Origin of the sequence: Carboxylicivirga sediminis (genome assembly GCF_018156225.1) — a bacterium.
Lineage (GTDB): Bacteria > Bacteroidota > Bacteroidia > Bacteroidales > Marinilabiliaceae > Carboxylicivirga > Carboxylicivirga sediminis.
Genome location: NZ_JAGTAR010000007.1, coordinates 1 through 15,061, shown reverse-complemented (window position 1 = coordinate 15,061; position 15,061 = coordinate 1). Strand labels below are relative to the sequence as shown.

The window sequence follows — 15,061 nt, the reverse complement described above, 5'->3', positions numbered from 1 at the left end:
ATTTAATAATAATGAATCTATGACAAAATGAAATTTACAGAAGAAAAATTAGAACACGCTTATATAGAGCTACTTGAACAAGAAGGTTATCCACACCGCTTGGGTAATACCCTTACTCGTTCCGATGATGATGTAATAATTGAATATGATTTAATTCAATACCTTTTATCACGGTATGAGAATCAGCAGCTCACAAAAACAGAAGCACAGTCTATTCTTCTTCAATTAAAAACTCTTCCGGCAAGCGACCTTTATGAAAGCAATAAAACCATTATGCGATGGTTGGCTGATGGCTTTATTCTTAAACGAGAAGACCGCAGTAAAAAGGATATTCATATTGAATTGATTGATTATAATGGTTTGGAAGCTCAGTTGTACAGCCAGGACTTGGATAGTATTGTTGCTGAACCTAAAGAGCAATATTCCCCCGATTTTAACAAGTATAAATTCGTCAATCAGCTTGAAATTACTGGTACAGATAATCAAATGCGTATTCCTGATGGAATTTTATATATCAATGGTTTACCGATTGTTGTATTTGAGTTTAAATCGGCTATTCGGGAAGAAGCAACGATACATGATGCTTTCAATCAATTAACAGTTCGTTATCGCAGAGATATTCCGGAACTTTTTAAATACAATGGTTTTTGCGTTATTTCAGACGGTGTAAACAATAAGGCTGGTTCCCTTTTCGCTCCTTATGAGTTTTTCTATGCATGGCGAAGAATTGCAGGACTCGCAAAAGATGTTGATGGAATAGACAGCATGTACACAATGGTACAAGGTATGCTGAATAAAAATCGTTTACGTGACATTATTCGCAATTTCATATTTCTTCCTGACACATCTAAAAAAGATGCCAAGATAGTTTGCCGATACCCGCAGTATTATGCAGCCAATCGACTTTACGAAAATATTAAAGTTGCACAACAACCTAAAGGTGATGGTAAAGGTGGAACTTACTTTGGTGCTACCGGGTGCGGTAAGAGTTACACTATGCTTTTCCTCACTCGCCTATTAATGAAAAGCAAGCACTTTGAAAGTCCTACCATTGTATTGATTACAGACCGTACTGATTTAGATGACCAACTTTCAGACACATTTGGTGAAGCAAAAAAGTTCATTGGCGATAACAATATTATAAGTGTAGAAAGTCGTTCTCATTTAAGGGAATTGCTACAAGGCAGACAAAGCGGTGGCGTATTTCTTACCACCATTCACAAGTTTACCGAAGATACGCAACTTCTAACTGAGCGTACTAATGTTATTTGTATCTCCGATGAAGCACACCGAAGTCAGGTTAACCTTGACCAAAAAGTTCGTGTTACAGAAAAAGGGGTGACTAAAACCTATGGCTTTGCAAAATACCTGCATGATTCCTTACCAAATGCTACCTATGTTGGTTTTACAGGCACACCAATAGATGCAACTCTGGATGTTTTTGGTAAAGTGGTAGATGCCTATACCATGACAGAATCTGTTAAAGACGAAATTACAGTTCGTATTGTTTATGAAGGTAGAGCTGCAAAAATTGCATTACATAACAGCGAGCTAGAGAAGATTGAGCAATACTACGAAGAAGCTGCCGAATTAGGTGCTAATGATTATCAGATAGAGGAAAGTAAAAAAGCTGTTGCCAATATGAATGTGATTATTGGCGACCCGGACCGCTTAAAGGCATTAGCGGAGGATTTCGTTACTCATTACGAAAACCGGATTTCAGAAGGTGCTTCAATTAAAGGCAAAGCAATGTTTGTATGCAGCACTCGTGAAATTGCCTATGAGTTTTATAAAAATGTAATTGCTCTACGCCCTGAATGGAATGAAGTAAGAGTAGCCGAAGAAGGTGCTGTTCTTTCTGAAAAAGAGCAGAAAGAAATTAAGCCAATGGAGCGTATTAAAATGATTATGACTCGTGGCAAAGATGATAACGAAACCCTTTATAACCTGCTTGGCACGAAAGAATACCGCAAAGAACTTGACCGTCAGTTTAAAAACTCTAAATCCAATTTTAAAATTGCCATTGTTGTAGATATGTGGCTTACAGGATTTGATGTGCCTTTCCTTGATACCATTTACATTGATAAGCCTATTCAACAACACAACCTTATTCAAACCATTTCTCGTGTAAACCGGAAATTTGAAGGCAAAAACAAGGGTCTGGTTGTCGATTATATCGGTATCAAAAAACAAATGAATCTAGCTCTTGCAAAATATAACAAAGGCGATGAAGATAATTTTGAAGATATTGGAGAATCATTGATTGTTGTTCGCAATCATCTTGATTTATTAGCCAAGCTGTTTCATAAATTCGATAGTTCCAAATACTTTAATGGCAGTCCACTACAACAACTTAACACCCTTAATGAAGGTACTGAATTTGTTATGCACACCAAGGATAAGGAAAAACGCTTTATGGGTTTAGTGAAGCGACTTAAAGCTGCTTACGATATTTGTGCAGGAAGTGAAAAGCTTACACAGGAAGAAAGAGATTACACGCATTTTTATTTAGCTATTCGTTCTATTGTATTTAAACTAACCAAAGGTGATGCTCCGGACACAGCTCAAATGAATGCTCGTGTTCGTGAGATGATTAAAGATGCTTTGGCTAGTGATGGTGTTGAAGAAATATTCAAAATGGGCGAAGAAAAAGATAATACTCAGGATATTTTCGATGAAGATTATATTGATAGGATTAATAAAATAAAACTCCCCAACACCAAGATAAAGCTACTTCAAAAACTCCTTGCAAAAGCCATTGGAGAAATAAAGAAAGTGAATCAAGTAAGAGGTATTGACTTTACACGAAAGATGCAAGCTTTGGTAGAACGCTACAACGAACGAAGCGAAAACGATGTTTTCAAAAGCGAAGTGTACGAAGAAATGGCAGAACAAATAACCAACCTGATTTGGGAAGTTCAAAAGGAGTTTTCTGCCGGAGAAGAAATGGGAATTGACTTTGAAGAAAAAGCCTTTTTCGATATTCTTTTTCAGCTATGTGTAAAATATGATTTTACATATCCTGATGATAAGATGATAGAACTTGCCAAAGCAGTAAAGGTTTTGGTTGATGAGCAAGCAAACTATCCTGATTGGAACAAGAGAGAAGATATTAAACTTGGGTTAAAGGTTGGTTTAATCATGCTTTTAGATGAACATGGTTATCCTCCGGTTGAGAGAGACGAGGTTTATCAGGATATTTTCCATCAAGCAGAGAATTATAAAAAGAACAGACAATATATTTTATGAGCAAGGTAAAACATATATCAGCAAGGCTTGCCTGGCATGCAGATGGTTGGAATGGCAAAATTTGTCGTAACCCTTTGTCTAACACGTATTGTACAGGTCAATATTCTTTTCCTGGTGGTTTATATGAAAAGAAATCAGAACAGGTTAAAGAGGCTGAAAAATTTGCAGGATGTAGTTGCAATAGCATTCAGAAAGAGTACATTCCACCTTGCTCATGGAGTATTAATGCATTTGGAGATGAAACAGTAAAGGCGGAGACAAAATCGCCTAATTGGTACACTAACCAAGAAACTAAACAATGGGCTTTACCTCCTGCAACCGTTAGCCTTTGGTCATACGAAGAAATGTATCATGATGATGATAAAAATGATGATGGTACGTTTAATTATGAAAAACGAATGTCTAATGCAAAGGCATTTATAAAAGAGATTCAAGAGAATTCGTCATTAATATTTTACTATGCTAATTATAGCAATCCCTTATCTGTAGAGGATGAAAAACGCTATACTATTGTAGGCTTTGGTCGAGTTAAAAAGGTACATGATTTAATTATGTACGATAAAACCACTGTTGAAGAAAAACAAAGATATGCAGGTGCTTATGTTTGGCAAGTTCCAATACAATCAAACTATCCAGAAGAGGGATTTAGAATACCGTATCACAAGTACAAAGACAATCCTGAAATACTTGAAAAAATAGCCTTCTATCCAGAAAATGCAAGAAACTTCAAGTACGCAATGCGTCATGTCTCTGATGATGATGCCTTGGAACTGGTTGAAAGAGCGTTAGAAATTGTCGATGTTTTAGAGTATGAAATTAAAGATACAACTGAAGATTGGAGTTTGAGAAGAAAATGGCTTCAAAGTCTTTTAGCAGAACTTTGGAAAAACAGAGGATGTTACCCTGGGCTACCTGCTGTTTTAAATTATCTTGATTTACCAGAATTGGTTTCACATTACAAAGAGGGGGTTTTAAATAATACAGAGGAAGAAAACTACAAGCAAATACTTGATTTACTACTAAAACAAGAAACAATACCTTCGGTTGTTGTTGATTCGGAAAGGTTAACAGATGTACAGGATAACTTTGCAACAATGGAGGATGAAGAAATTGAATACTTATTACAGATTCTTCCTCGTTTTGCCTTTGAACAAACGAAACGTTTAAAGCAAATTAGTCAACTCTGTTCAGTAAACAGAGCTAATAATGGTTTAGAATTTACATTTAAAGAATTAGTTGATAACCCATATTTAATTTGTGAAAATTATATAGGTAATGATGTTGATGACCATATTTCATTAAGCAAAATAGACCACGGCATGCTTCCTTCACCTGATTTGGGATTGAAGCCAATGACATCAAAGGGTTCAGCCTATCGTTTTCGAGCCTTTTGTATTGACCAATTAAAGCGAATTGCTCCTCACACATTTACTGCTGCCGAGATAATTTTACAAAAGACAAATAAATACATTTCTCATCTAAGTGAATGGCGACAGTTTGAGTTTAAAATGAAGAACTTTACCTCTTATAAAGAAGTTCTTGACAATGCCATATTTCAACGTAAAGACAAGTCTGATAATCTACACCTTTATCAAAAAAATATCTTTGAAGATGAACGGTTGATAGAAGAAAACTGTCGTCTACTAGCGAATCGTGAAATTACTCAATTTAAAAGTCCGGTTACCGAGCGGAATTGGTTTGATTACCTTTATGTATCATCCTCTAACCTATCAAAACTTAACCCTGATGATTACAAAGAGGCTGTTACAGCGCAAGCCAAGGTGTGTCAGAAAATATTTGGTAAAGGGTTGAGTGTAATAAGTGGTGGTGCAGGTACAGGGAAAACAACAGTAGTAAAGTCAATTATATCAGGTATTGAAAAGGCTCATGGAGTTGGAACATCATTTTTGCTTTTAGCTCCTACAGGGAAAGCAGCAGATAGGCTAAGAGAACGTTCTGGTAAATCAGCTCAAACAATTCACTCTTTCTTAGCTGAAAGAGGCTGGATGAACGATAATTTCACTTATAAGCGAAATGGCGGTAAACAAGAAGAAAATGTCAGGATATTTATTATTGACGAATCTTCTATGATTGATCAATCCCTAATGGCAACAATGTTTAGGGCTATAAATTGGAATACTGTTCAAAGAATCATTTTTGTTGGTGACCCAAACCAACTACCTCCTATTGGTTATGCTAAAGTATTTTCTGACCTTATTGATTGGCTACCCGAAGAAAATAAAGGTGAGTTAAAAGAAAACTTACGTCAACGTGAAAATAAACTTGAAGGTAGGGGAACTGGAATATTAGATTTAGCCTCGACTTTTAAACAAAGCGTTTGTGTTGATGAAGATTTAAAAGATACAGCAGAAGTTAAGGCAAAAAGGACTGATTTGCTAAAGAAAATTCAGGAGTTGGAGTTTGATAATGACCTAAAAGATATTGATGTTCACTTTTGGGATAATGAAGAAGAACTCAATGAACTAATATTTTCAACATTAATAAAAAACCTGGAGCTTGAGACAGGTATTGAATACAATGAAGAAAAATATTGGGAACTTTTAAATAAAGTATTTGAAAACTCAGATAGCCCTAATGGTAAAAAGGCAGATAAATTCCAGGTAATATCTCCATATCGCTCAGAATTATTTGGCACAGATGCTCTTAATGTATTTTTACAAAGAAAGTTAAATAGGAATTGTGTTGAAAGGCAATGGTTTGTTGACGGTATAAGTGTATTCGATAAGATTATCCAATTTAGAAACAGAACAAAGTCTGACCCCATACTTGCATATGTAACAAAAGAAAAGGCTACTATCCCAATTCAAATTTACAATGGGGAATTAGGATTTACTCGTTGGCATAATAACGATAAAAAGGCAATAAAAGATGAAGCTACAAATACCTGGTATAATCCAAGGTATAAAGCTCCTTTCTTTAGGTTAGAGCATTTTATTGTTAATCTTGAAGGTCGTGATGCTCATATCCCGTTTGGTAAAAAACTAGGCAAGTATAAAAATACAAAGGGGTATTGGAATGAGCTTAAGGAAGAAAAACCAGAAAACAATTTAGAACTTGCATATGCTATTTCAGTGCATAAATCACAAGGCAGTGAGTTTGACGAGGTATATTTGATATTACCTAAAAACAAAAAAGCCCTTCTATCAAAAGAGTTAATTTATACAGCAATTACTCGTGCAAAAACAAAGCTTACTGTTTTTGCAGAGCAAGATATTGGAGCATTCCTACAACTTACAAGACCAGAAGCAAATAAATTATCAAAGATTAATTCTTCCCTTTTCGAGTTTAATCCATTACCGAAGGAATGGCTAATAATGAATGATTGGTACGAAGTAGGGAAAATTCATGAAACACTTTCGGAATACATGGTTCGCTCAAAGTCAGAGGTAATAATTGCGAATATGCTTACTGAAAGGAATATTCCGTTCTGGTACGAAAAACCTCTTTTTGCCACAGATGGTACTTTTTATTTACCTGATTTTACAGTAATGCTTGCTGGGGAAGAATATTATTTGGAGCATGTAGGTAGATTGGATTTACCTAATTATAAAGCTCATTGGGAAGAAAAAGAGCTTTGGTATAAAAAGCATTTCCCAAACAAATTACTGACAACCTATGAGAGCGGAAGTCTTAGTAATGATATAGACAGAATTATAAAGGAATTACAATAACTTTTGTAGAAATATCTAATGCAGAAAATACTAAAAAAATATTGCCAGCATCAGAATGGTCTTTTCGTTTTTCCATTGCCTACAGGAATTGGAAAAACGTACCACGTATTAGAGTACATTTTAAAGAACTATAAAGAAAACCGTAAGATTTTCTTCATAACTAACTTAAAAAAGAACCTTCCTCTTCCGGAATTGAAAACTAAGTTTGAAGCTGCTGGCAAAGGAAACGACTTTGAAAAGCATGTTATTGCTTTAGATTCCAATGCTGATACAATAATTGGAACATTGCTAAACACATATTGCCCGCACTTTATTACTGATATGCCTGAATATAAAGCTTTGCACAATAGCATTACTTTAGTTCAAGGATTTGACGAGCAAAAAAACAAAGATGCGTTTACCAAGCAATTAATTGAGAAAGCCAAGGATGACATTCGTAAAACTCATGAACCTAAGTTTCGCAGGGCTATAACTGATTGGTTAAATGATGAGTTTAAAAAAGCCATCAAAACCGACTTAACGGAATCGAAGAAAATTACTTACATACAGAAAAACCACCCCTGGCTAATTGAGCTTTACCCTCCGATTTTATCTTCAAAAAAGCGCATTTTTTTCTTGAGTGTAGATAAGTTCTTTTTAAAGAACACTACTATCGTAAGACCTTCATATTATTTTTGGGATGATAAGATTACGGAAGATGCAATTGTATTTATAGATGAATTTGATGCCACAAAATCACATATTCTAAATCAAATCATTGAAAATGGCTATTCCAAAAAGGTTGATTTAATTGGTCTGTTTACCCATCTGTATTCAAGCTTATCAACATTACAAGTTCCAACGGATATTGTCCAAGAATCAAACGACAGGATTAAGCTAAGGGAAGCAAAAAAAAATGTCCCCAAAATATCTGATATATTCAGTTCCTTTACTGAAAAGGTAAATAAAATAAATGACCGCTTTAATATTACTGTACCATTTAAAACGGTTAATCCAGACAGAGTTAGAAGCTTTCTGTTTCAAGATGATGAGTTTCATACAATTTTAAGTGAAGGGAAGAATTATGCACGGCTATCATTCTCTGATGAACGGATGCTTAATGAGATTCATTTTCAGAAAGAACCAATTGAGGAAAATGGAAATGTCTTAGGTTTAATAAATCAATTAAAAGGATTCCTTTACTATTTCCGAAAAGGAATATTTTTTATTGCATCCAACTATCAGCAGTTAAAAAAACAACAAAGCCCGAATAATGACGAATTTCCAATTGAAAGTGCGTTACACACCACGTTAGACTTGTTTAATCTGCCTGTTGAATGGCGAAATTACCTTATTGATTCCATATTAAGTAATGACGGTAATTTCTCTAAAACTGAAAGCCAGGAAGAAATTGCGGACTTAAACTTTTACATGAATGGCTTTAGGTATTACGATTTCTTTGATAGTGACGACCATGATTTAAAGTCTAAAATTTATCAGTACCAATACGAAAACACTCCTGAAAAATTTCTGCTAAACATTGCAAATAAAGCCAATGTAATAGCTATTTCAGCTACTGCCGATAGTCAAACTGTTGTTGGGAATTATGACTTAAACTTCCTGAGAAAACGATTAGGAGTTAAGTATCGTCAATTGGAAAGTGAAGAACTTAAAGACATTGAAAATCAATTCAATTCAAATACTAAAGGATACAGCCAGGTTCAAATTAATGTCGATTTTATTGGTGTGAAGAATCACGAAAAAGAGCTTCTTGATATTTTCGACCAGGAAACAGAATTAGCAAACTACTACTTAAATGAAATAAAGAAAGGCAGCTCCAAAAAACATGTTATAGACAGGTATATTAGGTACTTCAAAGCCTTTAAAGAGTTTGTTGTTAATGAACACATAAAATCCTTCTTAGCACTAGGTATGGCTCTGCCTGATAATAAGAAAAAGGACTTTAGAATAGATTTGTTTGAAGAGTATGCAAAACATATTATTGAACTATTTGGCAATAAAGAAGATTACAAAGAAGGTGATGCCTCAAATGCTATTTTCGTTGTAGATAGTACAGATTTTGATAGCAAAAAGACTCACATACAATCTACCCTAACCAATGGTTTTAAGCTTTTCGTTATTTCTACATATAGAACTGTTGGGGCTGGTCAGAATCTTCAATATCCGGCACCTAAAGGTATTAACCTTGTAAAGATTAATGATTTTGCTAATAAAGAAAACGAAAAGGATTTTGATGCCATTTATGTAGACAAGCCAACTTACCTTATTGTCAATGTGAATAATCAAAAAGTTAAAGAAACAGAGGTAGTTGAACGTATTTTCCAATTGGAATCACTTGCTCAAAAAGGTCAGGTAAGTAACCTGCAATTGAAGCATGAAATAAAAAAGGGATTTACTAAGCTATCAGGAGCAGAATATAAGGCTCATGGTTTTTTCGATAAAGCGGAGAATAACCTATACAGTCTTCCTGATGTATCAAACAATGCAACCCGAATTTTGAATCAGGCTATTGGTAGAATGGCTAGATGTAATCAAAAGAACCCTCTCATTCACATATACAGTAGTGATGAGAATATTCAATATCTGCAAAAAAGCTATTTGCACAATAAGCTTCTAACAAAAGAGTTTGAGGGACTTGTAAAGAAAGCCAGCAATGGGTTAAATGAAACAGATTACACCTCTGAATTAAAAGGAATAGGTGAATACAATAATCAAAGAGCTTATAATCATATCCACCAACAATTAAAATATCTTTTTAATGAGCAACGCAAAGAGCGTTGGGCGCAGCTTAGACGTTTTGTATTAACCCACCCGACATTTAACGAAACGGATGCTGTTCCGGTAAAGTTGAAAGACTATTATGTGGAGTTGCCAAGTGATTATAAGTATATCAACTACACTCAGGAACAGGACTACAAACATGTAGATATTGTATTTACAAATGACGAAAATGCAAATATATCTCCTTTCAATTGCCACCTCCCGTCTTTTTTAGAAAATAAAGCTCTATTTGAGCTGTTTAAACGACAAGGTTTTGCAACTAATTTCAAAGAAGGCCAATATATTCTTACACCAGTGTTATACAACAATATTTACAAAGGAGCCTTGGGAGAAGTCATCGGATGGCATTTAATTAAATGCTACTGTCCAAAAGCTTTGTTACAAGAACTCGATGGAGAGGAATTAGAACAATTTGATGCTAAAACAAAGAATGGCATATACATAGATTTTAAGCTATGGAACGATGCTTTTGAAAGGGAGAACCGAAATGAGATATTAGAGCATATCAATAACAAGATGCAAAAAATAGCGGCTGAGAAAGTTCTTATTATAAATATTGCATCGAGTAAGAAACCAGTATTCAGGCAGTCTATTGACGATAGGATTATTGAGATTCCTGCAATATTTGATTTGGAATCTAGTGAGCCGATTTTAGAGGCGTTTAACTTCATTAACAAGGTAATAAATGCATAAAGTTGATACGAATAAAATAACAGTCAAATTTTATTTTGATGCAATAAATTGTTCATTTAGTTTCATCAAAATAAAATCCAGTGAAAAAAGATATTGGAACGCTCTTTATTTAGATGCCTTGGTCAAACAGCCAGTCGTTAAATCAATAGTTCACGAAAACGAACCTTCGTTTTATACGATGATGAATGTAACTGAGGATGAAGCTGTAAATATTGTGGAGCAGATTATTAGAGAGCATGATTCATTAAGTGCTGAGATTATCTCTCCTGAAAGAATTGAGCCACATTACTTGGTTCAACTTCTAATCAATAGTCTTACAAGTAACAAGTCAAAGTTATTCAGCTTCAACAACCTCTCAGGAAAGTTTTATTATTCTCATCCGAGCTGGTTTAAGAAAAAAGGGAAAACCATTTGGCAAATACCTACACTTCAGTTCAAGGTAACAAAGGACTTTATACTAAAAGATTCTGTTGCGACTTTCACATCTATTACCAATAGGAAATGGATGAATATTAAAGAGAAAGTATATCACGAATTGCCTCGCTATTATTTCAATAGTACAAACTACTCTTTAAAACGGAAACTCCCTGATGAAAATCAAAAGGATGAAGATGTATTTATAATGCGACAAGTTAAAGGAGCTAAAAAAAATACTATTCCATTAATTGATTTTAAATCTTGGGATAAATTTCTTAGTTCAAAAGCCGGTGCATGGCATTACTTATTATCAAAAATCTCAACTGATTTAAAAGATTATATTGATATTAAATTCGATTCATGGACGAATGCTCAATGGCTTGAGTTTAAACAGACTAATTCAGCCTTTAAGGAAGAAAGGATAAGCCAATTATTTAAGGAAAAAAGAATTGTTTTAGTTGATGAAGTTTTAAATAATGATTCCAGCAATTTTAGCAAAAGGTTTAGTGTTTTTCTTAAAGAACAGTTACAAATTACTATAAAAACAAAAGGTAATCCTAAAGACGGTGAATTATGTATTAGGCTGATTAATAATAAAGATAACCAGGATGGGGATGTTGACCAATATTTAGCGGTAGGCAAATTTTTTTCTAAAAAAATTGCAACACATCATATTACACTCCAAGACTTTTCCAATCAATTTGAATTTTATTTACAAAAGGAAATAAATGAGCATGATGAGAAAACCCAAAAAAGGCTGCAAAAAAAGAATAACACGGCTCTTGCAACAATAAAGAATATTCTCAAAGAAATTGTAATTAAGGATGATATTTTAAACAACAGAATTTCAATTACAGATTGGAAGTCTGCTGGCTATAAGAATGATTGGATTTTCGGATGGAAAGATGACACAAAAGATGTTGAGCAGATAGGTTTTCTGAAAATTTCACCTGATGGGAATCTTCAATTCGATGTTTTGGATTTAAGCGACCTTTTCGTTGCGTCTCAATACGAGCAGTATAAAAAGTATTTTGAACCTCCTTACACAAAAGGAAACTTCTCTCCGGAAGGAATAATAAAAACAAAAGATGGATTCATCAACCTTATTGGTTTAACTAACACTAGAGCTATTCCGGCATTCAAAAAGGTAGGTAATGCTTTAGCTAAAGAGACAGAAGATTTTGAGCTTGATAAAAATGAGCTAATTCAAATACTTAACGAGTGGAAGAAAAACGAACCTGAATCGAGTAAAGTACTTGATGATATTATAAATCAATTAAATTTATTAGCTGAACCAATCATTAATCGTGAAGTAGCTCTAGGATTGAAATTTAGCAAACCTAATCTTGCAAAAGAACTTCTAAATGAGGTTTTACTTGAGGAAAAAGGGATTATTCTAAGAAATTTTCTGCGAGGTAAAGAAAAGAAATACGAGCTTTTTAGTTCCAATATTGATATTGTCCATAGAACAAATAGCGAAGGTGTTGAATACTTTGTTGGAGATAAAAGCAAAGGAATAAAAGCATCCTTCAATAATTATTGTAATATCAGAAAAGCTTTGCCTATTGAGGGTTCTCCGGTACTTTTCAATGAGCTAATTGAAACTATGAACGTTGACTTTGTAAAGCATGAGGGTTTAACGGTTCTACCTTTTCCATTTAAATATATCAGAGAATATCTTAAAATCAACAAGGTAATAAATCATCAAGGTAATTAAAAGAACTATATATGGCAGAACAAGCGAAGTTTCAAAAAATGTTGGAGATTCTGTTAATGCTTGATTGTAAGTATGGCAGAACCATTCAGGAAATATCTGAACGCTTTGATGTTTCTCCAAGAACGGTATATCGTTATTTTGATACATTTAAACAAGTTGGTTTTGTGATTGAGAATAGAAATGGCTTTTTCAAAATCAATAAAGAAGAATCCTCTGCAAAAGATATAAGTCAGTTACTTCACTTTACCGAAGAAGAAGCATTTATTTTGGGTAAGGCTATTCATTCTATCGAAGATGGTTCGGAATTAAAGGATAAGCTTGCAAAGAAGCTTTATAGCCTGTATGATTTTGACCGGGTTATTCATGCCATATCAAGAAAAGAAGAAACCGATAATATTTTCAATATAATTCAGGCAATAAAGCAACAAAAGCAAGTTGTTCTTAAAGAATACAAATCAGGTCATAGCAATAATATCCGTGACAGATTGGTTGAGCCTATTGATTTTACTGTGAATTATATGGGCGTTTGGTGTTATGATACAGAAGACCAAAGTAATAAGATTTTTAAAACAGCACGGATAAAAGAAGTGGTTCTAACTGATACTTGTTGGGAGTATAAACCAAAGCATCATAAAGGCATAACCGATATTTTTCGGATGCAAAGCTTTGAGCCAATTGCTATACAATTAAAACTATCTATGTTGGCTTATAACCTACTAATTGAAGAATTTCCTTTAAGCGAAAAGTATATCAAAGAATCTGATGACCACAAATACATTCTTACAACTGATGTAGGTAACTTCATTGGCGTTGGTCGTTTTGTATTGGGATTACCAGATGAAATCGAAGTAATATACCCACAAGCTTTAAAGGATTATTTGAATGAAAAAATTGAACACAGATATTAACCAACAATACCGTGCAATATTAAATTGCTTGTACGAGCAATATTAATTTCCTGAATGGACAAATTTACATTGATGGAGCCAGCAACCTTATTTTACTTTATCACCTAGTTGCAAACAAAGGAAATATGTATGGGTATATTTTTTAAATTTGTTAAAGGCGAAATAACCGGCGAAATTGACACGGATGAAGTTTCTGGTAGTATCTTTTACAACTTTCTTTCAACTTTCCCGTCCCCAATTTGTCCCTCATCCCTCGTAATGCATTAATTATCAATACTGTTTACTTTCTGTATCGGAAAGTAGATCATAAAACACATAAAAGAGGGAATCTGCATTAAGAGATCCACTAGGTATTATTAACACACACCTATCAGCTTCCGCTCTTTAAAGAAAAATTAAAGAAACGCAATGCAAAGGTGAGTATGGCCCCTATGGAAATAAGAATGGATTGAATACCCGTTAAAAACTCTTGCTGTGTCACCACCAGGAATACGATGATGGCCACACCCAACAGCTTAAGTGGCAATCCGTATTATCTTCACTTACAAAAATGACTCAAAGTGGCTGTGGTAGGTTTTAGATATCGGAATAGGTTCCTGAATTCCCTTAAGCATGGCCACCTGCTTTTTTTCAAGTCTTTTAATGATGGTGACCTTACTGGTATTAATCATATAAGAACGATGACATCGCCTGATGGGTAATTGCTGCAAGGGTTCTTCCAGATTTTTAAGTGAATTGCGCAAAAGTTCTTTGCGAACTTGCTCTCCTTCGATCTGATAATATATCTCCACATAATTATCCATTGAAACCAGATAAAGGATATCACTTAACTGTATGGACAACTTTACATTCCCATTTTCATCAGGAAACTGAACCAGCGTATTGGCAACTTTATGATGTTTAGATTTTTACCGGAACTCATTAATTGCTTGTTGTTTTTGATACCACGACAATAGTATTAACAAAAAGCAATATGGCGGAAGCAATGTCAACCCTATGTACTTTAAATTGGAGGTGTATTCAGCAACAAACTGCCAGAAACTTCTTATATCATCATATAGTACTGTGAGTAAAAGAGTCAGCAGAGCAAGCTCAGTTAAAGTCCATAGTGCAAAATGCCACACTTTGCTAACTCTGAACTTTATTAATTTGGGTAATAAAAGCTGCGAAAAACAGAAATATAATCCCCCAATAAGCCCTAATAATCCGAATTCAAATACCTGCTTGTTATTCGAAAAGACATACCACGTTTCAAGGTTATAGGGTTTATAAATATTGAGAAACAGCACCAGGTAGATAATAATAAATGCTACAAAAAATAATCTGGACCTGACGGACATTAACAGGTTAAATGGTCTGTTTAGCAAATGTGTATTGGGCATGGACTATAATCTATGCTTAAGTTGATTCGTATAAACCTGAGTTCGATTAGAATTACAGAGCTCAAAGTTTCTTAAATAACTGATTTACAATGCGAATTTCAGAAGCGTAGCGAGCTACGGTGATGAGATTTAAAGCAGTAAATCGATTATTTAAGGAAAAGCTTAGAGTTTCACTTATAAATATTCATTTTCATCGTCATATCTGTTCACCATAGCTCGCTA

At 34.2% G+C, this 15,061-nt stretch carries 6 protein-coding genes; 5 read left to right on the top strand and 1 reads right to left on the bottom strand.

From position 1 onward, the window contains the following. Window positions 1–27 precede the first annotated feature (27 nt). Genes KDU71_RS06055 through KDU71_RS06035 form a run of 5 tightly spaced genes read left to right on the top strand, consistent with a single transcriptional unit; the run spans window position 28 to window position 13,457 of the window. Window positions 28–3,249 carry a type I restriction endonuclease subunit R gene (locus KDU71_RS06055; RefSeq protein WP_212189021.1) on the top strand — a complete coding sequence of 1,074 codons (3,222 nt, stop codon included), beginning with the start codon at window positions 28–30 and terminating at the stop codon, window positions 3,247–3,249. Continuing rightward, complete coding sequence (locus tag KDU71_RS06050; RefSeq protein ID WP_212189020.1) at window positions 3,246–6,941, top strand: ATP-dependent DNA helicase; 3,696 nt, start codon at window positions 3,246–3,248, stop codon at window positions 6,939–6,941. Before KDU71_RS06055 ends, KDU71_RS06050 begins: the two co-directional genes overlap by 4 nt. An 18-nt stretch (window positions 6,942–6,959) precedes the next feature. Next, on the top strand, window positions 6,960–10,415 hold the full coding sequence (locus tag KDU71_RS06045) for a hypothetical protein (protein ID WP_212189019.1): 3,456 nt from the start codon (window positions 6,960–6,962) through the stop codon (window positions 10,413–10,415). After that, complete coding sequence (locus KDU71_RS06040; RefSeq protein WP_212189018.1) at window positions 10,408–12,549, top strand: hypothetical protein; 2,142 nt, start codon at window positions 10,408–10,410, stop codon at window positions 12,547–12,549. Before KDU71_RS06045 ends, KDU71_RS06040 begins: the two co-directional genes overlap by 8 nt. 11 nt (window positions 12,550–12,560) lie before the next feature. Then, complete coding sequence (locus tag KDU71_RS06035) at window positions 12,561–13,457, top strand: helix-turn-helix transcriptional regulator (RefSeq protein ID WP_212189017.1); 897 nt, start codon at window positions 12,561–12,563, stop codon at window positions 13,455–13,457. A gap of 542 nt (window positions 13,458–13,999) precedes the next feature. On the opposite strand, the gene KDU71_RS06030 is transcribed toward KDU71_RS06035, so the two are convergent. Next, complete coding sequence (locus KDU71_RS06030; RefSeq protein ID WP_262898255.1) at window positions 14,000–14,299, bottom strand: LytTR family transcriptional regulator DNA-binding domain-containing protein; 300 nt, start codon at window positions 14,297–14,299, stop codon at window positions 14,000–14,002. Between the last annotated feature and the right edge of the window lie 762 nt (window positions 14,300–15,061).